19 protein-coding genes and 1 pseudogene are annotated in these 21,293 nt (G+C 42.1%); 17 read left to right on the forward strand and 3 right to left on the reverse strand.

The window, feature by feature from the left end:
* Positions 1-142: 142 nt before the first annotated feature.
* From J6I44_RS04835 to J6I44_RS04895, 14 genes and pseudogenes are all read left to right on the forward strand, one after another.
* The gene (locus J6I44_RS04835) at positions 143-997 is read left to right on the forward strand and encodes a vitamin K epoxide reductase family protein (RefSeq protein WP_265764865.1); all 855 of its coding nucleotides are present in this window, start codon (positions 143-145) and stop codon (positions 995-997) included.
* A gap of 94 nt (positions 998-1,091) precedes the next feature.
* Positions 1,092-1,637 carry a thioredoxin domain-containing protein gene (locus J6I44_RS04840; protein ID WP_265764866.1) on the forward strand — a complete coding sequence of 182 codons (546 nt, stop codon included), beginning with the start codon at positions 1,092-1,094 and terminating at the stop codon, positions 1,635-1,637.
* A gap of 234 nt (positions 1,638-1,871) precedes the next feature.
* Positions 1,872-3,284, forward strand: a complete 1,413-nt coding sequence (locus J6I44_RS04845) for an NHL repeat-containing protein (protein WP_265764867.1) — start codon at positions 1,872-1,874, stop codon at positions 3,282-3,284.
* Positions 3,285-3,392: 108 nt separating this feature from the next.
* Positions 3,393-4,268: pseudogene (locus J6I44_RS04850) on the forward strand (cysteine peptidase family C39 domain-containing protein); the annotation flags it as partial.
* 128 nt (positions 4,269-4,396) lie between these two features.
* Positions 4,397-4,519 carry an integrase core domain-containing protein gene (locus J6I44_RS20795; RefSeq protein ID WP_350356676.1) on the forward strand — a complete coding sequence of 41 codons (123 nt, stop codon included), beginning with the start codon at positions 4,397-4,399 and terminating at the stop codon, positions 4,517-4,519.
* Positions 4,520-4,696: 177 nt separating this feature from the next.
* On the forward strand, positions 4,697-5,839 hold the full coding sequence (locus J6I44_RS04855) for a 6-bladed beta-propeller (protein ID WP_265764869.1): 1,143 nt from the start codon (positions 4,697-4,699) through the stop codon (positions 5,837-5,839).
* A 428-nt stretch (positions 5,840-6,267) separates the two neighbouring features.
* Positions 6,268-7,401, forward strand: coding sequence for a TolB-like 6-bladed beta-propeller domain-containing protein (locus tag J6I44_RS04860; protein ID WP_265764870.1), 1,134 nt, complete (start codon positions 6,268-6,270; stop codon positions 7,399-7,401).
* Positions 7,402-8,082: 681 nt separating this feature from the next.
* Positions 8,083-9,210: a 6-bladed beta-propeller gene (locus J6I44_RS04865; protein WP_265764873.1), complete on the forward strand. Its 1,128-nt coding sequence runs from the start codon at positions 8,083-8,085 to the stop codon at positions 9,208-9,210.
* A 93-nt stretch (positions 9,211-9,303) separates the two neighbouring features.
* A complete protein-coding gene (locus tag J6I44_RS04870; RefSeq protein WP_265764874.1) occupies positions 9,304-9,567 on the forward strand; it encodes a hypothetical protein in 264 nt (87 codons plus the stop codon).
* Positions 9,568-10,320: 753 nt separating this feature from the next.
* Positions 10,321-10,713, forward strand: coding sequence for a helix-turn-helix transcriptional regulator (locus tag J6I44_RS04875; RefSeq protein ID WP_265764875.1), 393 nt, complete (start codon positions 10,321-10,323; stop codon positions 10,711-10,713).
* Positions 10,714-10,815: 102 nt separating this feature from the next.
* Positions 10,816-11,067, forward strand: coding sequence for a hypothetical protein (locus J6I44_RS04880; protein ID WP_265764876.1), 252 nt, complete (start codon positions 10,816-10,818; stop codon positions 11,065-11,067).
* A gap of 54 nt (positions 11,068-11,121) precedes the next feature.
* Positions 11,122-12,159: a hypothetical protein gene (locus J6I44_RS04885; protein ID WP_265764877.1), complete on the forward strand. Its 1,038-nt coding sequence runs from the start codon at positions 11,122-11,124 to the stop codon at positions 12,157-12,159.
* The gene (locus J6I44_RS04890) at positions 12,160-12,531 is read left to right on the forward strand and encodes a hypothetical protein (RefSeq protein ID WP_265764878.1); all 372 of its coding nucleotides are present in this window, start codon (positions 12,160-12,162) and stop codon (positions 12,529-12,531) included. It abuts the gene before it with no gap.
* An 80-nt stretch (positions 12,532-12,611) separates the two neighbouring features.
* Positions 12,612-15,791 (forward strand): efflux RND transporter permease subunit, encoded by a 3,180-nt coding sequence (locus tag J6I44_RS04895; RefSeq protein WP_265764879.1) that lies wholly within the window; start codon positions 12,612-12,614, stop codon positions 15,789-15,791.
* A gap of 254 nt (positions 15,792-16,045) precedes the next feature.
* Here J6I44_RS04895 and J6I44_RS04900 read toward each other — a convergent pair whose 3' ends face one another.
* Both J6I44_RS04900 and J6I44_RS04905 read right to left on the reverse strand, forming a co-directional pair.
* Complete coding sequence (locus J6I44_RS04900; protein ID WP_265764880.1) at positions 16,046-16,279, reverse strand: hypothetical protein; 234 nt, start codon at positions 16,277-16,279, stop codon at positions 16,046-16,048.
* A 40-nt stretch (positions 16,280-16,319) separates the two neighbouring features.
* A complete protein-coding gene (locus tag J6I44_RS04905) occupies positions 16,320-17,075 on the reverse strand; it encodes an FKBP-type peptidyl-prolyl cis-trans isomerase (protein ID WP_265764882.1) in 756 nt (251 codons plus the stop codon).
* Positions 17,076-17,242: 167 nt separating this feature from the next.
* On the opposite strand from J6I44_RS04905, the gene J6I44_RS04910 reads away from it, so the two are divergent.
* The 3 genes from J6I44_RS04910 to J6I44_RS04920 are packed head-to-tail and all read left to right on the forward strand — an operon-like array spanning position 17,243 to position 20,058.
* Positions 17,243-18,784, forward strand: coding sequence for a DEAD/DEAH box helicase (locus J6I44_RS04910; RefSeq protein WP_265764883.1), 1,542 nt, complete (start codon positions 17,243-17,245; stop codon positions 18,782-18,784).
* A gap of 17 nt (positions 18,785-18,801) precedes the next feature.
* Complete coding sequence (locus J6I44_RS04915) at positions 18,802-19,242, forward strand: hypothetical protein (RefSeq protein ID WP_265764884.1); 441 nt, start codon at positions 18,802-18,804, stop codon at positions 19,240-19,242.
* A gap of 54 nt (positions 19,243-19,296) precedes the next feature.
* A complete protein-coding gene (locus tag J6I44_RS04920) occupies positions 19,297-20,058 on the forward strand; it encodes a lysophospholipid acyltransferase family protein (RefSeq protein ID WP_265764885.1) in 762 nt (253 codons plus the stop codon).
* 1 nt (position 20,059) lies between these two features.
* On the opposite strand, the gene J6I44_RS04925 is transcribed toward J6I44_RS04920, so the two are convergent.
* Positions 20,060-21,289, reverse strand: a complete 1,230-nt coding sequence (locus J6I44_RS04925) for a sialidase family protein (protein WP_265764886.1) — start codon at positions 21,287-21,289, stop codon at positions 20,060-20,062.
* Positions 21,290-21,293: the final 4 nt, after the last annotated feature.

Raw genomic sequence — 21,293 nt, forward strand, 5'->3', positions numbered from 1 at the left:
TAACATCTAACTTAAACTCTTTGCTGAAGCTACGTCGGGTTTGTTTGTTACTCATGATCTATTAGGTATAAATTAACAGCCACAATCTATGACTTAACCGGGTGTCTACCAAAATGTAGCAACTCCAAGTATCGCGGATACTTTGGAACGGCTGGGTATCAATTACAAAGCAGCTCGTATAAAAAAAGAAGATCTCGATAGGGTGGAATCCCCCTACCTGTTTTGGTCTGATGAAGACAGCAGGGAGCCTATCATTGTCAGGGGACAGCGAAACTTCCCTGTCAATGGGAGGCAGGACCCGCGTGACAAAGGGGCCGGAGAACAGGCTATCATACTAAAAGCCGAACCGACCGATACCATTGGCGACCCGAAAAATGAAAAGCAACGGGCAAATGAAACGTTTCAGCGGGTCATGACTGGTATTTTGTTGACAGCTCTGATCGGACTTATACTTTTGACTAGCATTCCAGCTATGTCATGGATGTATGGATTCCTCCTTCTTACGGCACTTGGAGGAACGACCACAGGTTACCTGCTTATTGCTAAGGATATTGGGATTACCTACGATCGGGTGGAAGCATTCTGTAATACCGGACGGAAGACCAACTGTGACAGGATTCTAAGTTCTGAGGAGGCAAATATATTCGGTGGGATCACCCTCTCTGATGCAGCGTCAAGTTACTTCCTGTTTCAGACATTGATGATTGGTCTGTTTATACCATTATCTGGTAGTATAGTCTCTTATTATGGAGTCCTAGCTTTGCTGAGTGTACTCGCTATTCCCGCAGTTATTTACTCATTTTATTATCAGAAGGTAAAGGCTGAAACTTGGTGTCGTTTGTGTCTTATTGTGGATGGGATCCTAATCATTCAGGCAGCTCTTTTTGGCTATATGTACAGCGAAGGAATGATTTCTTTTGAAATTATTAGTACATCGTCTGTTATCTTGACACTATTCCTGGTTGCGGTCATTGGTACTGGTAAAAAATATCCTTAAGAACGCTGAAAAATCCGAACGTAAGGAAATAATGGCCAATCGGATCAAATATAATCCGGATGTATTTACCAGCTTATTATTCCAACAAGATCGCGTGGATACCACACCATTCAGGCAGGAAATGATTATCGGAAACCCGCAGGCGCCGGTGCGAATTCTCATGGCGGCCAGTTTGAGTTGTGGACCATGCCGGGACGGATTTAATCAAACTTCAGATTTAGTATCTATTTATCCTGAGAAAGTTAGCTTACTCCTTCGTTTCGGAGAAAGTGGGGAAGAAAAGGATGATACTAATATTCTGTCAAACAGTAATTATATGATTGCTTATTGGCAGAAGCATATTCAAGGTCTACCGGATGAGTCGGACCAAACTGAACAATTGTTATTCAACTGGTATAATAAATCTGATATGGATTTAGAGTTATTTAAGCAACAGTATCCAATGGCCCAAGTACAAAAAAAGTTCGGCCTAACTTCAAAACACTCCCAATGGATGAATAAAGCTGGTATAAAAGCAACTCCGACGTTTTATATTAATGGTTATAAGCTGCCACGAGAGTATCAGATTGAAGATCTAATGGGAATGATACCATCACTTGCTGAGGAGTTTGTACAAGAAAAAATGCTCAACAAAAAATAGTTGCAACGGAGCAAGAAATTGTACCGATCATAGATCAGGAACAATCGGGGATGAGATAATTTCTCTTCCCTTAAAAATTAATAAGCAAATCAAAATTTCAAGAATAGGAGAATATTATGAAGAAAGGAATCTTTAATTTTACAAATTTGGGTCAAGCGTTAGGCCGTTCTGAAATGAAGAAGCTGATGGCTGGGAGTGGAGATGGAGAATATAACCATGTAAGATGTTGTAAAGATGGTACATGCAGTTGTTGTCATCAATATGTATATGGTTGTGCATACTATAATGGATGCGAATCGGGCTGGACATGTGATGATGCAAGCTTATCTGAGTGTGGTACTATGTGCTGAGAATCGTGAATTAATAAAGCTAGGTAAGTTATATAGCAGGCATTATGTATCTAAAGTTCATATTGCCTGCTATACTCATTTTTGTTTACGACGAGTGTTACTATTATTGATAATATATTTACATCCTATATTATATATGAGAGTTAATATGATTTTATATCGTCGACAATTTTATTCAGACTCTTTACTGTTAATTGTTGCCTTTTTTATTGTATTTGTAAGTTGCAATAATGAGTCATCAGATAAATCTAGATATAGCGATATAGAGGTTTCTATTATTGAATCATATGAAAAATTTGATTTGAGGAAGAACAAGTTAAAGTTACCGGTCAGAATTAAGTATGACGGAGAGAATGATCATCTTTTAGCCTTTGATCTCGCTCAACAAAAAGTACTAGAAATAAATAATAATGGGGAAGTTGTTGTTAAATACGGTGGAAAAGGGCGTGGACCTGGAGAACTGCAGGCAGTTGAAAATTTTTATATCACGGAGGATCATCTTTATATAGTAGATAGGTCTCTTTATTTAATAAATAAGTATGATAGAAAAGGAAACTATATTTCTTCCCTAGACTATGGTGAACTCATTTTAAATGAAGAATATAATAATGGTAAACTCCCCTCTCCACCCGCACTTCATGACAATTATAATGAACCGTTTATAACACTCAGTGGGAAAGTATTGCTTCCCTCTCATACCCAAGGTCAGTCACTCTATCAATTGTTTGACTGGCATGGAAATCATTTGGCAAACATTGGGGAAATACCTGAAAACTTTGAGCCCATAATTGAAGATCAGGAAATTCAATTTGCTCTTGAAAATAGGAAAATCCCCGCACGAGACTTGCATAGAGTATTTCCTATAAATGATCAAACAAACTCCAATGAATTGTTCCTGATATACAGTTCGATTTCGAAAATTGCTAAATATGATCTTTCAGGTAAGAAAATATGGGAGCGTGAAATATCGTTAACTCCGGAAGTTGATTCCCTTGTAATTGATTTAGCCCATGTAATTATGAAAAGATCAGATCATTTGTTACCAGTCCGAAACTATGTGAGTGGGACAAATAGTCCAAATGGTGATCTATACCTAGTTACATATACGAACCATTTTGCTCCTGTCCCTAACCGTCCAGTATGGATACATCAATTCAGCCCAAAAGGAAAATTAATTCAAAGGTATAAAATAATATCTGATAATGACCTCTCCTACTATTTGGATATTGACTTCAACAAGAATCGTATTTATACACCTTTATTCAATGGGACTGGCATTAGGGCGTATAACTTTTAAATATTGAATATAGTATTCTTCCTCTAATAATTGTTAATTAAAATCATGGGCAGTTTTAAAATTTACCGTCAGTACGACGCCTTGGACTGCGGTCCTACCTGTCTGCGCATGGTGGCCAAGCATTACGGGCGAAGCTATACCATGGAGACCCTGCGCAACCGGAGCGGCATCAATCGTGAAGGGGTGTCACTTCTCGGTATCAGTGAGGCGGCCGAGAGTATTGGTTTCCGAACGGTGGGTGCCAAGATTACCTGGCAGCAGCTGAAGGAACAGGCTCCGCTGCCTTGCATCGGGTACTGGGATCAAGAGCACTTCGTGGTGGTGTATCGTATTAAGCGCGACAAAGTTTATATCGCTGATCCGGCGAAGGGAAAGGTAAGCTTGCCAAAAAAAGATTTTCTGCAACATTGGTTGAATGCAAAGACGAACGGTGAACGTACCGGTATAGCGCTTTTGTTGCATACCACCCCGAAATTTTATGAGCTGGATGATGAAGAGGCGGGACAGATGAATTTCAGCCTGCTGGTTCAGTATGTCATGCCATACAAAAAATTGTTGTTTCAACTGGCGCTGGGGCTGGCGGCCGGCAGCATACTGCAGCTTATTTTCCCATTCCTCACCCAGGCGGTGGTGGACATTGGAATTCAGACCCGCGATCTGAATTTTATTTACATTATTCTGGCCGCACAGATCATGCTTTTTGCGGGTCGCACGGGGGTGGAGTTTATCCGTTCGTGGATACTATTGCATATGAGCACCCGCATTAATATCTCTATTCTATCGGATTTCCTAATTAAGCTGATGAAGTTGCCGATGGAGTTTTTCGATACGAAGATGACCGGGGATATCATGCAACGGATGGAGGATCACCGACGGATTCAGGATTTTCTGACCAACCAGACGCTTAGCACGCTCTTTTCATTTATGAACTTGCTGGTGTTTTCCCTGGTACTGGCCTATTATCATATGCTGATCTTTACAGTCTTCTTAATTAGCAGCGTCCTCTATGTGGGTTGGGTGCTGGTATTTTTGAAAAACGCCGAGAGCTCGACTACCAGCGGTTCGGTATTTCTTCCAACGACCAAAGCAAGGTCATTCAGCTCATCCAGGGAATGCAGTCCATTAAGCTCAATACCTGTGAGCGGCAAAAACGCTGGGAATGGAAATACGATTATAACCACAACCGACCCCACAAATCGCTGGGGTACAAAACACCGGTAGAACTACTACCTTAACCGAAACCCTCTACTTTTGAGTGGTCCGAAATATGGGGAAGCTTACAATTTGCTTGACCTTAATATAGAATATTAGTTGATATGTTTAAGAAAAACTGTGATAACTTTATATACTGCTTTAATTCATTTTTTGAACAAAAAAGTATCAGTTTTTTATTGTGTCTCAGTATTTTGTTTATGTTAACTGAGTGTACTAAGGAAAAACAAGAACAGACTGCAGGACCCGACTCCCTGTCCCCACACTTTGAGGAGGAATTGCTTATTGATGATGAGCAAAACTCAGAAGAACCCTTGCTGGTATCTCCAGCGGGAGTAAGGACCGACAGGGTAGGGAATATCTATATTGCAGATCGTAAACAATCTGCGGTACAGGTATTTGATGCGGATGGAAACTTCCTGCGTTCTATTGGAAGAGCGGGAGCTGGACCAGGGGAATTTGGCGTTATCAATGCGATCGAAATAAATAATAAGCAGGAGTTAATGACTATTGATGCCAATAACAAACGGGTCACACGCTTTTCGAATACCGGTGAGGTACTATCGAACTATGCACCTGCAGAAGGAGAAATGATATGGTCTCAATATTTTCGTCAGCTGGATAAGCAGCACTATTTATTGCTCCATAAAGAGCGCGAAATTCCCGGCACAAAGGAACAGGAAGAGCTCTTTAGACAATCCACACTATTTCATCTCTATGATAGTACTTTTACACATACTGCTTCATTTGGACGTATTGATAGCATGATGAATTTGCCGGGCGATTTTACGAAACTATATGCAAATACGGTTAACTCAGGTCATTTTTGGCCTGACGAAGAGGGTAATATATGGTATGCTCCTCCTCTTTATGCAGGTCGCCTGTTCAAGTATCGGGCAGGAGTTAAGGGGTGGACGTTAGCTCAAACCCTTCGGGGCCATCTACTTCCTGGAAAACCGTTAGAGATTGATTCCGACAGGGAAGGAAACATGACAATAGTGGTATATACAGATGAAAGAACAAAATCAGTCTCGGCTTATCTTAAAAGTGAAAGTTTGGGCATATTTGAAATGAATGATGGACGATTGATCCATTTGAGTTCGCAGCTACAGAATGGCAAGAGAAAGACGGTGGTAGAAGTTTTTAATGAGGAAGGAAAGTTAGAAGGTGTCGGACTATTGGAAAAATTTACATTTGCAGGAACAGAACAAAAAGCATTGATAACGAATATCTGGAAAGACAAGGATGATAGATTTTATATCATCGATAAGCGAGATGTACCGGTCGTACGAGTCGGCCGTATAGAGGGGGTAATAGCAAGGAAAACTACAACAAAGAATTAAGCAAAAGGATTTTCTCTGAAGACGAAGAGCTTGCTTCCTCCCGAATCTTTTCGGGACGAAGCGATAAGGGTTAACACAACTTGTCCCTTTCCTTTCCCAAATACTGTCGGGATGGGATAAATCAAGTCTAATCAAAAAATAAATAAAACAGTAAATATTATGGATTCCCTAAATTTTGGACACCCACTCGGACGTTCGGAAATGAAAAAACTGATGGCCGGGAGTGGTAGTGCATCCTGTAATTCATCAGCACCGGATTGTCCAAATCAAAATCCCTGTGAGAAATGCGATGAATTGGGTCTATGTACATGTAGCCTCTGTTGCCTTGCATAAATGTTGATGTCGAAACTCATCTCTTTATAAAATAGGATTTTTAAGCTCTTATTTATAAAGTTGAAGGTTGTAAACTTGAAAGTTTAAAATGATGAATGGCTGACTTTAAGTGTATGTACTATTTAAAAATTCAGCAGTATGGGTATCAAAGCTTTTGCTGGCGTGCAATATCTCAGCTGATGCTGCTTATTATGGTTATAGGGATGTTAACCGCTGGTTGTACTTCTCAAGAAAATATTGATCTTCTTCCTTTAGAAGAAAAGGAAGTCAGCGGGATGTCGTTACTGGTTCCGGGTGATTCTTTACAGGAAGTTCGAGCCCCCTCTGAGATAAAGGCCATATCCGATGGATTATTGGTATATGATTACGGACTCGAAAAAATCTTTAAACTTGATTCTGAAGGGAATGAACGGCTTTCCTTTGGCAGCAGAGGCCGGGGACCGGGAGAATTTCTTGATGTATTTAGCTTTTGGGAGTTCAGTGAGGGATATTGGATCTTTGATTACAGCAGTACTAAATTTATTGAATATGACCGTGAAGGAAATTGGCTGGAAGACCATCCCATAACCTTTGAGGGATTTCCCGATTCACCCACCAGAGTAGAAGTCATAAATCCACAGCAGTTTGTTATTGGATCCGGTGGAAAAAAGGGATCTTTGTTTACGCTGGTGGACATAAAAACAAAAGACATTCAACATTTTGGCAAATCAGTTAGTAAGTATGCTAATTATAATCCCGAGGCAGCACGCAAAGCTATTTCTTCGGGCAGAATTCCGGCGGGCCAGCAAAACGAGGTACTCCTTGGAAGTAATCAGTCAGGCATCTTTTCCCTGCAGCAGACGACCGCTGTGCTGGAAAAATATTCCCATGACGGAGAGCTAATTTGGCAACAGGGCATTAAAATTCCTGCCATAGAAGATCTGTTTGACCGGTTGTTCGAAGAGAACAGGAGGCGCATCAACAGGGATGATTTTCTCTTGGAGTTTATCTACGGCCGCAGGATGTCTGCCAACGAAAAAGGAGTCGCCATCCTGCTCAATACCCTCGAAGACCAGCCGGTGACCGTGGCCTGGGTGCCGAATGACGGTCAGCAAGTTACGGCTGTTTCTTTCCCGGAAATGGATAACGATTTGTTGGGCCTAACTTTTACCATATCCACAGATGGATCTTATATATATTTTTCCGATGCGCTGGATGGCGAGTTATATAGAGCAGAATGGCCTTTGTGAAATAACCCAAGGAGGGCAGCTACCGCTTGTAAGAAGCCATAGAATTTATGACAAAGGAGAAGATTGTATCGGGAAGATCTGGTTCCATACGCGTTCCTTCAGAATCAATGTAGGTTAAAGGTGATACTGTCTATTTTGCTTCTGGATTCACAGAGTACATTTATCGATTCCCTTTTACAATAATATTGCTCAACAGTTAGAATAAACTCCTAAACAGGTATAGCAGCAAAATGTTAAGATGATTTGTTAAGCGAAGAGCCACCAGGATTATTATTGTAGAAGTAATTGATCTACTATTATTTACCATTTCCAATGGAAATGAGGGACATTAGATGACTTAGATTTTCCCTTCACACGCAGATTAAAAATCCAACATCTAATCAAATAGAGGAGATTATGAAAACACTTAACGTAATGGACATCAAAGAAGAGGATGTGCTAAATCGTGATGAAATGAAGAATGTTATAGCTGGGAGTGGGGAGGTAGCAGCGGTTGTCAGGTGTGTTATGATATAGCACAAGCATGCTATGCTGCTGTATGTTATGGACATTGTGGTAATACTTCTACTTGTGATCGACAACTTGAATGTTGCGTTGCTCAATGCTCTGGCATTACTTGCTAAATATTAAAATACCTGTAAATTTATTTAAAATGGATTTACAGGTATAAGACATAATGTTTTGAAATTTTATTCAATAAAACGACTTATAGTAGTAATTCTATTATTCCAAATTATATCCTGCAAAAGAGAAACCCCATCTCAAGAAAAAACGACTGATCCCTATATAGAAAACCTTAAGAATAGATTTGCAGAGATAAGCGTTTCTTCTGAAAATATTCCCATATCATCTTCAATCCAACAACCTCACAGAGTCAAGGTTTTACAAAATAACGGTTATTTGGTCGTAGTAGATGATGCAAATAAATCCATTATGCTGCTGAACAAAAAAGGTGAAGTTCTATCTACTGTGGGAAGGGAAGGGCGAGGTCCTGAAGAATTTCTAAATATTACTCAACTTCATGTCAGCGACGATGGACGAATCTTTTTGTTAGATATGCTTTTATTCAGAATTACAGTTTATGAATTTTTTAATGACGAATTAAGGTATGTTGACACTTTTCCATATAAAAATCCCCCTAAACACTCTTTGCATAGCATTTATGTAACAGAAAAAGCTAATTACGGAGTATATAATCAAACGGAAGGATTCCAGACTCCGGATAATAGTTTTCTTCTTTACCGTCTTGATGAAGATTTTAATACCGAAGAACAACTTTTGGAGATACCTGGTAATAAGAGGCAAAAAGTTATTTATCCAGAGTTTACGTTGTATTTACCTAATATTTTTTTAAGCAATACTTTGTGGGATGTAGATGGAGATTGGTTTTATTACATGATGTCATATCAATCATCTATTAACAAATACAACTTGAGGACTGGCGAGCATAAAGTGCTGAAATATGCCAAATTCCCTAAGCGGTTGAATAAACGCTATTATTTAAGCTTCATGAAAGAACGTCTTGATTTAAATCAGGATGAACGACAGTTATCAGTATTAGAGAATAGTGAAAGGCTACCTTTATTTTCAGGACTTTGGGTACATGAAAATAAAATCATGCTGCGTATTTTTTATCCAGCAGAAGAAAATGGAATGATGATATATATCGATCAAAAGTCAGAAGAGATAAAATACATTAAAGCACCTCATGAGTTTTACCCCCTTGCCGGACATGATAATCGAATTTATGGCATTAATTTTAGAATTGATGATTACTATCAATTAATGTTTATTGACTTACATTATTAGTTAGATGAAAATAAAAGGTGTCTTATTGTTAATAATTTAAGGATAGTTTTCCATAAATTTTTAGAATGACAAGTAGATGTAATATATCTACCAATGGATCCTGCATATTTTTTTCCGATGCGCTGGATGGCGAGTTATACAGGGCAGAGTGGCCTTTGTGATAAGGTTACTAACAGCCGGGTACAGGTAGCAAACCCATCCGACGGCTGGGTTTGCCACCGATGGGGAGTTAGGGCAGAATTTGAAATTCGAATGATAAAAGCCACCAAGTTTAGCCGAAGCCGTCGTACCGCAAATTCAGCGGCCGGAGGGGAGAATCACCTCAAGTTGCAATTCTTGATATTTCGGTCGAACTAACTATCTTACCCGTATGCTATCAAGACTCTTCCACAGACGTTACTTCATCTCGCTCAGCTACTTGCTGGTCGTGGTGATTGGTGTAGTAGCCTGGCAGAACATTGCGCTGGAGATGTCCCCGGACCTGAGCCTGCCGTCCATAACCGTCAGCTAGGGCTGGGGCAGTACCTCACCGGAAGTGATGGAGCAGGATATACCTGAAACGACCGAAATGGATTCCATTTTCACTCACTTTTTTGATGTATTTGAGCGAATGAGAGGTATAGACAGGATAAGCCTTGATACCTATGTATCGGGGGGCAAGCAATGATGATGGCTACTTATATTTATTATTAGGAAAGAAAGTTTTTAAGGATAAATCCAGTAATTTGTGGATACATGAATTTACGGATAAAGGGGAACTCAGCCGAAGGAACCGGTTAGTTTCAGAGGAGGTAAATCTGGTGCCTATTTTTGATATTGACTTTACCAACCAGCGTATCTTCGGTAACCGAAGAGGCCGAAATAAGAGCATACGGGTTGGGAGAGTAACAGTTTTATCCATTCCTGTTGTCCCTTTGATTGAACTTCCTGCGCTATCTTAGCTTTTTTAGATAGATCTTATAGTCCATATATTTAAAATATAATAACAAAATTGTTATTATATACTCTTGCCACATAGAGAGGATAAATAAATATGACTACAAGAGAAAACCTTATTAGCTAAAATTATTCATATATAAGCATAGAAATAGACATGAGAGGTTGGTAAAAATGAGCAATCAAAATAATATACAGAAGAATTTGGAAGATTATTGTTGTGCTATTGTAAACCCTGATCCTGAATGGCCCCACGGGGTACACAGAGCAGTTGAGTGTATACGGGATCATTTGTTTGATCCAAAATTATCGGTTCGCTGGATGAAAAAACAGTGCCACCTGAATGGGAATAATTTTTCAGGAAAGTTTAAATACTATGTAGGAATGACCCCTAAACAGTACTGGTTAGATCACCGGATAAAGTTGGCTAAAAAACTGATTAGAGAGGATATTTCAATTACGATGATTGCACTTGGCTTAGGATTCAACAGTCTTTCCGCATTTACGATGCTTTTTAAAAAATATGAAGGATGCTCTCCAACTGATTATAGGGAAGAGAAATGTTAAGAAATAATTTAAGTAAAAGTTTAAGAATTTTTTGAAGCCATAGCCTATAGAATTAATTAGTGTTTTTATAGCTTATTAATTCTAATTAAACGGAGAAAAGTTATGGTAAAGATAAATGGGTTTAATTTTGATATTAAGTCAATTTTAATAGCAGTTATATGCTCAATATTTAGTTTGGGATTGTTTATGCTACCTGAAGCTGAGTTATCAGCTCAAAATTACGAAGTAAATGAAGTTTATAATGTAGAAGAACCATGTGGAGACGATGGAGTTGATGAAATAATCCATGGTAAAAGAAAGGGCTTCTTAGGATGCTGGGGTAGTGATTCAACCTGTAAGACAAAGTGTAAATAATTTTAAATAAAGGTCCTCATGTGATGATGGGGGCCTTTAAAATAATTATAAAGGATGAGAATAATTTTATTATTAATCATAGGACTTTCTACTATTCAATCCGGTATCTGTCAAGAACTTGAAGAAGTATATAGCTATCACGAGAATATCTATACTCCCTCTGCATTTTACGTGCTTGGTGAAGATACTATATTAACGGTCGAACTGGGTAACGGAGACGCGGTTTTAAGTCTGCATGATATCAAGAATAAGAAAGTGATTGCCACCCGACGTTCAGGCCGGGGACCGGGGGAGCTCTCTCAAAATGGATTGAAATATATTTCTAAGATGGGGACAGATTCCATTTGGGTCTGGGATGTAGGACAGCGAAAAGGAATTATTTTTGATAATAAGTTAAACTATGTGGCTGATGTAGTGGCAGAAGATCAGGCAATTAGTGCAGCTTTGATACTGACTGATACGACGGTTGTTGCCAAGAAGGCTTTTAATGATGAGTCTGTAGCAGCACTTTATCCTCTTAGAAATAATCGAATTGGGAGCAAAGTAATGTCACGGATAAGAATAAATAACTTTGAAAGTCTGAGACCAATTGCGGAGAATCCCTTACTTAATCAGGGACCGATGTTTGCTGATCGGGATGCCGTTTATATGGGATTCTATTTTGGTTCTATGGTTCCCATGCTTTCTACAGAGGGAAAAGCAGATACGTTATCCGTTCCTTATGATTTGCCTTTTCCTGAGGTAGAATACGAGAAGGGATATGCGGCTCCGGATCATGGAAAATACCCGGAAGCTACCTTGGATATAAGTACGGATGACCAACATATTTATATTTTATTCTCAGGCAAAAAATTTGATGCAGGACCTTTTCGCCAATTAGCAAATGCAATGACCGGTAAGCTGGCTGAGGAGATTGAAAAATCAGATAATACAAAAGAAATTTTGGTTATTGATAAGAATTCCAAAAATTTTATAAAAAGTCTTAATCTCCCCGTCATGTCTAAAAGGATATCCGTGCATAATAACAGTTTGTATACGTTGTCATACAGGGATAAAAGGTATTCAATCATAAAATATAGGTTGAATATTTAAATGATATATTTAAGAGTAATAGTTGGATGTTATTTTTTGATATCTTCTTTTGCTAATATTTTTACTGAAAATGATCTTATTTTTATACAGAGTTCTTCAGAATCATACCTTCTTTACAAAGTTATACTGACTATTTTAGAATTGTTAGTTGTAGGCATGATTTTGATACCTGGTACTAATAAAATTGGAAGTCTTGTAGGCTCTATTTTGACTTTTCCAGGACTAATTATAGCATTGTTAAATATTTTAATTTTTACCGAACAGAATTGCCAACTTGGTTATTTATCTGGTAATCCTTTACCTATATTTTTACAAAAGGCAATTTTACTAAGTTTGTTAATTTGGCTTTTTAAACTATCAACCAATAAATAACAGTATATAATAACTGGTCAACTTAATATTTATCCTTCCTTTATCTTTGACATTTCCCCGTACCCGCCTATATTTCCAGTATGTTATCAAGACTTTTCCACAGACGTTACTTCATCTCGCTCAGCTACTTGCTGGTAGTTGTTATTGGTGTAGTAGCCTGGCAGAACATTGCACTGGAGATGTCCCCGGACCTGAGCCTGCCGTCCATAACCGTCAGCTACGGCTGGGGTAGTACCTCACCGGAAGTGATGGAGCAGGAAGTGACCCGCAAGGTGGAGCAGGCCGCCAATCGTCTACGCGATGTGGAACGTATTGAATCAATCTCGCGGGAGGGGCAAGCAACCGTCACCATCACCTTTAACCGTAATGCCCCGGTGGAATACCGCAAGGTAGAGCTGCAGGAGTATCTTATTTCACTGCAGGAGTCATTGCCCGCCAATGTGCGTCAGCCATCCATCAGCCGCCGGGTGCCCGAAGAGCTGCAGGATATGCAGACTTTTATCGTCTATTCTGTCAGCGGTGATCGTCCGGTGCGGCAGCTGTTGGAGTATGTCCGCCAAAATATCAAACTTCCGTTGTTGGGCCTCGAAGGCGTAGGCGAAGTGGCGATCAACGGTGCACGCGAGCCAGCGCTGACCATAGAGTTTGACACCGACCTGCTGGAGCGCTACAATATCAATCCTCGGCAAGTGTTGAGCAGTATCCGGGAGAAGTTGGAGTGGCGCTCCTCGGGCTATGTGGAGTCGTCGGGCCGGCGTATCAGCATGCTGGTGGAGCCACAATTTTCGGAGATAATAACCATCCGTCAGCTTCGGTTGCCGATACCGGGCAGCCAGCGAACGATCCGTTTGGCCGATGTAGCGGAGGTGAGCATCCAGGATTTTCCCGCCAAGAGCCTGAAGCGCATCAATGGGAGTCCCGCGCTGAGCGTGGAGTTCGTCAAAGAAAGCGGGGCCGATGCTATTGGATTGGCTGAGCGTATTCGCACCGAGATGAATCAGGTATCACAGGTGGTGCCGTCCGATATGACTATCCAGCTGGAGCAGGATGCTACGGAGGAGTTGCGCGAGCAGTATGGGAACTTGCAGTACCAGGCGGTGCTAAGTTTATTGGCCGTTTTCATTGTACTACTTCTTTTTATCCGGCGGCTGCGTGCGCCCTTTGTTATTTTGGGCAGTATCCTGTTTTCGTTGCTGATGAGCGTGAGCATCCTCTATTTTGCAGGTTATACCTTGAATATTATAACCCTTGCCGGACTTACGGTCTCGCTTGGGATGATCATCGACAATGCAGTGGTGGTGTTTGAACAGGTCAATCCGGGCTTGCCGGATGAGCGCGAGGATAGAATCTGCCACGTACAAAAGCAACTGCCACGTGCACTGGTGCCGGTGCTGGGCAGTACCTTTACCACCGTAGGCATTTTCATTCCGCTGTTCTTTGCCATGGAAGAGTTGCAGCTGTTTTTGGTGCCGCTTGCCCTGGCGCTTTCTTTTACTTTAATCTCTTCGGTACTCATTGCCCTCAGCTGGATTCCGTATGCTCTCATCTGGCTGGTGCCCGGGAATGAAGGTCAAGAGTCATCCCAACGGGCACAATTAAAGAATGGCCTTTTCTACAAAACCAGGCGATATCTGTTGTTGCTCTTTAGCTGGAGGCATAAGCTTCGCTGGCTTTTCTATGTGGGATTAGTTGCTGCTATTGGTCTCCCGCTCTTTGCCATTGAGACGCCTGAATGGGAAGAGGGAACGGCGTGGCCGGAATTTACCCAAGTCTATTTTGACAATCGCAATGATATCGATCCCTGGGTTGGCGGTATAACCTATCAGTTTTTTAATGAAACCTACTTCGGTAGCCCCTGGGGTGGGGCCGGAGAGCAACAACGGGTATATGTGACCATTCGAACCCCGCAAGGCACCCCACTGGAAGAGATCGATAAAATGGCCCGGAACTATGAAACCATTGCAAAGCCCTATGATGAGGCCTTTTCGTTCTATGAAACAACGGTATCAGAATATAGCGGGGCGCGACTAATATTCTATATTAAAAATGAGTATTTAAGCCGATCAGAGCCCTATATCTTTTATCAGGAAGCGAAGTATCTCGCGTCTAAAATAAATAACTCTGCCATCTCGGTGGGAGGTCTCGGTGACGGTATAAGTACCAGTTTGAACAACAGTTCTTCAAGCCATCGTATTTCGCTAACGGGCTACTCGTATGATGAGTTGTTGAGTCTGGCCCGCGATCTGAGGGGTCGTCTCATGCAAAATCGCCGGGTGCAGGAGGTGGATATCCATGGCACGGGCAACTGGTATAACCGTGAAGATCTGTACCAGTACTACCTGCAGCTGGATGATCAGCAGCTGGCCCTCAGCGGACTGAATCGGAGGGAGGTCCTTTCGGCCATTTCGCTGGATGTGAACCCCACGAATACATTTGGACAGGTAGAACTGTACGGACAACAGATGTACCTGATCGGGCGTAATAAAAACCGCCAAAACAGAAGTACAGAGTTGATGCAAGAGAAGCGATTCTCTCCTTTGGATAGCACCTTATTTTCACTGGAGGAGGTAGCCCGGCTGGGACGCGAGAAAAGTCAGTCGATGATTCGCCGTGAGGATCAATCCTATCAACGTATGGTCAGTGTAGATTTTCTGGGCCCTTACCGGCTGGGCCGGGAATATGTGGAGAGTGTACTGGAACAGACACCGGTTCCTGTGGGGATGGCTATGGAATTTGGTACCGGCAGTATCTTTGGCTTTGACAGTGATCAGAATACCCAAAACTTGCTGTTGTTGCTGGGGCTTACAATCCTTAGTGTCTGGATGATCGTATCGGCACTGCTGGAATCCTGGGTTGATCCACTGGTTGTAATCTTAGCCGTGCCGCTTAGTCTGTTGGGCGTGATGATGGGCACGCTCTACCACGACCTGGCCTTTGACCGGGGCGCCATTGCCGGAACTCTTCTTTGCGTAGGGGTAGTTGTTAACAATTCGATCTTGTTAATGCATGAAAAAGAATACTGCCGAAAGCTGGCTGTCCATGGGTTGCGAAGCTGGCTGTATGTGTATAAACATAAGATGCGAGCGGTCCTCATCACAACGATTACAACTATGGGTGGATTGGCGCCTCTAATCATAATGGATGGGAGTGACTTTTGGCAGACGTTGGCTACGGTTGTTGTTTGGGGACTTGGGGCCAGTACGCTTCTCATTATCTTGCTGATCGGGAGTTGGGAAGACCGGGGTCTATCAACGGAATAATAAATTATAATCCTAAACCTAGTCCAAGTTGGAAACTTGAACCAGGGGTGCTGTATAACAGTCTTACTATTTAAGAAATTAAGATTGCAACATTATGTTAAAGGGCTTACATCCTCCTGGCCTCCTTCAAAGGAGGAAATTCGTGCTGTTTTGAGAGGCAGAAGCTTGCTTTTTAGATATGCAGCTGGAATAATTGGAATTATAAAATAGTATAACCGGCACCAGTTCCCCCTTACAAAGGGGGTTAGGGGGATTTAGCCAAGTTTTGAGGTTGGCAAGCTTTCATGAAGCATAGGCAAACATCCCCCTGTTTCTTCAGGCTGTCGCCGGAATTCATTTGCCCCTTCGAAGGGGGAATTTTTCTTCAAAGAGAGAAACGTCTTTATATGATCGCCATACATAAACAGCACAACACCATCATTTCCTATCAACATTACGTACAAATACTTTACATAAAAAAAGCATGGCAAGCTATCATCAGCTGCCATGCTTTTTGTTGTAATAGTAAAATATATAAGCCTAGCTTAATTACTCGGAAGCAGAGTCAGCAGGATTTACTTCCAGAAGCTCAACCTCAAAGATCAGTAATTCATTAGGACCAATGGGGCCGCCAGGACGAGGGTTCGGGCCATATCCAAGCTCACCGGGTACCCAGAACTTATATGTAGCTCCTTCTTCCATCAGCTGTACACCTTCGGTCCAGCCGGGAATAACCTGGTTGAGTGGAAATTGAGCCGGCTCATCGCGTTCGTAAGAACTATCGAATTCGGTACCATCCAGCAGCGTACCTTTGTAATGAACGCGAACCTCATCAGTAGAATCAGGAGAAACGCCGGATCCTTCTTCCAGTACTTTATACTGCAGACCTGAATCGGTAACCTGTACGCCTTCATTATTTTTATTTTCAGCTAAAAACTCTTCGCCTTCTTTTTTGTTGGCTTGTCCTTCTTGTTGTTGTTTCTGCTGGGCCTGTTGACGAGCCTGCATTTGATACGCCTGTACTACCTGCTGCATTTCAGCATTGGAGAGTTGTGCAGAATCACTTTCACTGAGAGCCGTTTTAAGTCCGCTCGCAAACTTTTCAGCGTTGATATCGGTCATTCCCTGTCGTTTGAGCGACATAGCGGCAATTTGATAGCCCAGGCTATAGCTTACACTGTCAATATTTGTCTCCAGAGAGACATCCGTTGATACCGAGCCTGAATTAGAATTACATGCGGTAAACATGAGTGCCGTTGCGACACAAAATACTGAGAATAGTGTTGTGAACTTGTTTGAAGTCATTGTAATGTTTGTATTTAATATTCGTGATTAAGCCCGGAATTTATCCAAATTTTAGGGCTATAAAAAATTTCTGCCCAAAGTTAAGTGAATTGAATATAAAATCGTATCTTTGGTGTCAAATAAATGCTACAGAGTACGTAATTTATAATAAAGCAATAAGGTACCTTTTGAGTTTCAAACAGTTTGATTTAGACCAACAGCTTCAGATGGGTTTGCAGGATCTTCGCTACGAGGAGCCGACCCCTATCCAGCAGGAATGTATTCCCTTAATTTTAGAAGGTCGTGATGTTATCGGTGCGGCCCAAACGGGTACAGGAAAGACGGGAGCCTTTGTAATTCCTTTATTAGAACGTATCATCAAGGAGCCCGCTGAGCACACCCAAGCATTAATTTTGTCTCCCACCCGGGAACTGGCCCAGCAAATTGAAGAACAGATTTTTGCATTGGGATATCATACGGGTATTAGCTCCGCAACCGTAACGGGCGGAAGCGATTATGGCACTCAGGTCAAAGCTATTCGAGCAGGGGTTGATATTATTGTCGCCACCCCCGGACGGTTAATCGATCAGATGAAAGTGCTGAATATCGATTTCAGCCATCTGAATTACCTGGTGCTTGATGAAGCCGACCGCATGCTGGATATGGGCTTTCTTCCTGATGTGATGAAGATAGTGAAGCAGCTGCCCACCGACCGTCAGACCATGCTCTTTTCCGCCACGATGGTGGAAGAAGTTCAAAAGGTGGTGGATGAGGTAATGAAAGATCCGGCGGAAGTGGAGTTTGAAGTTTCAAAGCCGGCTGAAAGTGTGGATCAACAGATTTATTTTATTGATCCTAAAAAGAAGTTGAAGTTGTTTGAACAGCTGTTCGATGCCGATAAATATGAGACGGCTATTGTCTTTTGTGCGACCAAACGGGGCACGGACAAACTTGAACGGATGCTTAAGAAGCGAAACGTTAGTGCGGTAAGTATGCATGGCGATCGTGACCAGAATGAACGAAATGAGGCCCTCAGGCTTTTTAAAAACAAGACCCACCCGGTGATGGTGGCTACTGATGTACTTTCCCGTGGAATCGATATTGATGATGTATCGCTGATTGTCAATTTTGACGTTCCAAATAACCCGGAAGACTATATCCACCGCATAGGTCGAACAGGACGCTATGACAAGTCTGGGACGGCTATTACTTTTGTCAGCAATAAAGATAAAAAATACTATCATGCTATTAAGAATGTGGTAGGAGACCAACTTTCGATTCGGGACCTGCCTAAAGAGCTGGATGAAAACCAACGGGACCGCAGTCAAAAGAAGCGCTCAAAAAGGAAAGAACGTCCGGGCCAAAAGTCTTCATCCAGGCAAAAGGCTAATGCCTCGAAGTCCCAAAGTGGATCTGCTGAGACACCCCCGAAGGAATCCAAGGAGCAGAAGCAAAAAGAACAAACACAAGATCGTTCCTCAGCCTCCAATAATGATAACCGTAGATCGAAAGAGGCTCAGCCTAAAAAGAAGCAGTCAGTCTCCAATAACGGGACACCCGATGAGAAGCAGAAGGAAGAAATAGAGTGGCATTCCGTTGAGGTTGACGTTGAGACCAAAAATATTTTTCAACCCGAAGTTATTGATAAAGCCGTTGTTCGCAACAGACGAGCCTTAAAGCCTGCTAAAGGATGGTGGGGTGTGGTGAAAAGTTTATTTCCAAAGTTTTAGCAAACTGAACGTATAAGATGTTTCGGCATTTATTTTTCGTACTGGCCACGTTGCTATTCATTAGCTGTTCCAATCCTGGTGAAAAACCGCAAAAGACTCTTACACTTTCGTTGGTTAGTCAGCCGGGTGCTTTTCAGCTAATAGGTTATACTATTTTGGACAAGCCTTTTGAAAAATCTCAGCAACAGGGGCTGTACCAGGCTCAGCTATTGGATAAGGAAGGGTGTGTTCTGCGAAAAATCAGTTTTGAGAAGATGGAAGTCCCCACTTCACAATCTGAAAGCGATGAACGCAGGTTTTTTGTATCGGTACCTCTTGCCCCCGGTCTTGAACGGATCGATTTCTACAGATTAGATGGCAGTTCCGGTCATTATACCTTGAAGGATGATGATCCACTACTAAGCTGGACGCTACCGGAAGAGGTTTGGGAAGACCTTCAAAAGACAGATATCAAATAGAAGTAATAAGCCTTATTTTTAGCTTATCCCTAACGATAATGGTATGATTTTACTATGATTTCGACGATTAAGTCACTGATAATTTGGGTGGGAGTTCTGGTTCTGATTCTCATCTGGCTGCCCATGCTGGCTCTATGTCGCCTTTTGGATCCGGATCCTGCTCATTACTATACCGGTAAGCTATTTAGAAAGTTGGGCAAGGCTATTTCTAAAATAAATCCGAATTGGAATATCACCATAAGCGGAAGTGTAGACGTTAATGACCGCGAGCCATACATTATGGTTTGTAATCATTTGTCCCAGGCTGATATTCCGTTGATTTCCAACCTTCCGTGGGAGATGAAATGGGTTGCCAAAAAAGAACTTTTTGACGTTCCGTTTGTGGGCTGGATGATGAAGCTGGCAGGTGACATTTCGGTGGACCGGCGAGCAAGTAACCGGAGAATAGCAACATTTAAGCAGGCCCGCTTTTACCTGGAACGGGATTGCTCAATCATATTCTTCCCCGAAGGAACCCGATCACGGAACGGAAAGCTTAATCGCTTTGCAGTAGGAGCCTTTGACCTGGCCATCAGTGAAGGTGTTCCCATTTTGCCCATGGTTATTGATGGAACTCAAAATACGCTTCCTAAAAAAAGTTGGAAATTTGGGATGGCTAAGCACATCAAACTTAAGATCCTGGACCCCATTGATACCACCTCATATTCGCGGGAGGATATCAAGAATGTCTCCAAGTTAGCACGCTCACGCATTGCTGAACAGTTATCGGAATGGCGAGAGCTACCGGTTGAAAAAGTTGATAACCTATCAAAGTAAATTAATCCGGTAATAGGGGCAGCCTTTTTCTTATCATTTTGATTGAGCTTGTGGAATCAGTAATGTCCGTCCAGCCCAAAATTATGTTATCATTTAATATTTCCAACTGGGGGAAGCCCGATTTTCGGGAGGCATTGATACTATCAGCGGTAAAAATGATTGAAGGCTTAAGGTTTTTGTCAATAGTTCGAAGGTTCAGGGCACCTAAGTGATCTCCTTCTGCCAACCATGATACATAGGCCCGATCACCATCGAGGGCAATATCCACACGGCCAGCCGATTTTTCATTATTAATGCTGACTGGCTGGCTAAATGAGGAACCTCCGTCTGTTGAGAGGGCGGCTTTGACCTTTGGCTGCTTGTTGGCGGACGTAGGCCAGGCGATAGCCACCAGGGAGTCTCTTGCGGCCAGGACAGGGCCATTAACCGGGCAGGCTCCAATCTTCCATCCGTCATTATGTACTGCAACTCCCTTGGACCAGCTTTCGCCATTAAAACGGCTGAAATAAATATCTCTGATTTCATCCCCGGTGCGGTTACGATACGCAACGAGGGCTCCACCTGCTGTTTTGACCAGTGCTGTCTGGCAGCAATCACAAACAGAGTCATCAATTAAAAATCGCTTCTCAACACTCCCTGAGGTTGAAATTAATGCCCCGCGGAGGGTCATAGCTTTGGACAAGTCATAATATTCATCTTCATCACGCTGGGCCGATCGGCGCCCATCCAGCCAAACAGCAAGAATGCTATCATAGTCCCAGGGTATCATTGACACAAAACCGTGCTCCGTTGCGGTACTGTCAGCATGGGGCGTTAGTGAAGAACTCCACTTTGGGCTCTGTGGATTACGGAAAGCAATGCTGACATCATACGCATAGGTCCCACCGGTTTTTTTATTTAACCAATGGGCAGCCACTGGGCCATGGGTATCCACAATGACGGAGGGATAATCTGCCCAATTAACAAACCAGCTGCTACTCTGCGCTATAGTCTCAGCCGGTGACCACTGGCCATTCGTATATGAAGCATAAAGCAGGTAGGTATGATTAGAGTCAGTATTGGTTTCCATCCAGCTCATGTATAACGTATCACCGGAGGAAGCCAAATGTGGGTATTTACTGCCTGGTCCCGCTGGATTGTCTGTGTGAGAAAATTTATGCTCCGTCTTTTGACAGCCTGCAAAAATTAGAAAGAATAATCCAAAGAAAAGGTATATCGTTGGTTTTGACATCCTG

Origin of the sequence: Fodinibius salsisoli (assembly GCF_026229185.1) — a bacterium.
Classification (GTDB): Bacteria; Bacteroidota; Rhodothermia; order Balneolales; family Balneolaceae; genus Fodinibius; species Fodinibius salsisoli.

What these genes read in the sequence shown, in the direction of transcription:
- J6I44_RS04845 (WP_265764867.1), top strand. Translation starts at nt 1,872, where the DNA reads ATGGTACATGCAGTTGTTGTCATCAATATGTATATGGTTGTGCATACT.
- J6I44_RS20795 (WP_350356676.1), top strand. Translation starts at nt 4,397, where the DNA reads ATGCAGTCCATTAAGCTCAATACCTGTGAGCGGCAAAAACGCTGGGAA.
- J6I44_RS04855 (WP_265764869.1), top strand. Translation starts at nt 4,697, where the DNA reads ATGTTAACTGAGTGTACTAAGGAAAAACAAGAACAGACTGCAGGACCC.
- J6I44_RS04860 (WP_265764870.1), top strand. Translation starts at nt 6,268, where the DNA reads ATGGCTGACTTTAAGTGTATGTACTATTTAAAAATTCAGCAGTATGGG.
- J6I44_RS04870 (WP_265764874.1), top strand. Translation starts at nt 9,304, where the DNA reads ATGGATCCTGCATATTTTTTTCCGATGCGCTGGATGGCGAGTTATACA.
- J6I44_RS04875 (WP_265764875.1), top strand. Translation starts at nt 10,321, where the DNA reads ATGAGCAATCAAAATAATATACAGAAGAATTTGGAAGATTATTGTTGT.
- J6I44_RS04880 (WP_265764876.1), top strand. Translation starts at nt 10,816, where the DNA reads ATGGTAAAGATAAATGGGTTTAATTTTGATATTAAGTCAATTTTAATA.
- J6I44_RS04885 (WP_265764877.1), top strand. Translation starts at nt 11,122, where the DNA reads ATGAGAATAATTTTATTATTAATCATAGGACTTTCTACTATTCAATCC.
- J6I44_RS04890 (WP_265764878.1), top strand. Translation starts at nt 12,160, where the DNA reads ATGATATATTTAAGAGTAATAGTTGGATGTTATTTTTTGATATCTTCT.
- J6I44_RS04895 (WP_265764879.1), top strand. Translation starts at nt 12,612, where the DNA reads ATGTTATCAAGACTTTTCCACAGACGTTACTTCATCTCGCTCAGCTAC.
- J6I44_RS04900 (WP_265764880.1), bottom strand. Translation starts at nt 16,279, where the DNA reads ATGGCAGCTGATGATAGCTTGCCATGCTTTTTTTATGTAAAGTATTTG.
- J6I44_RS04905 (WP_265764882.1), bottom strand. Translation starts at nt 17,075, where the DNA reads ATGACTTCAAACAAGTTCACAACACTATTCTCAGTATTTTGTGTCGCA.
- J6I44_RS04915 (WP_265764884.1), top strand. Translation starts at nt 18,802, where the DNA reads ATGTTTCGGCATTTATTTTTCGTACTGGCCACGTTGCTATTCATTAGC.
- J6I44_RS04920 (WP_265764885.1), top strand. Translation starts at nt 19,297, where the DNA reads ATGATTTCGACGATTAAGTCACTGATAATTTGGGTGGGAGTTCTGGTT.
- J6I44_RS04925 (WP_265764886.1), bottom strand. Translation starts at nt 21,289, where the DNA reads ATGTCAAAACCAACGATATACCTTTTCTTTGGATTATTCTTTCTAATT.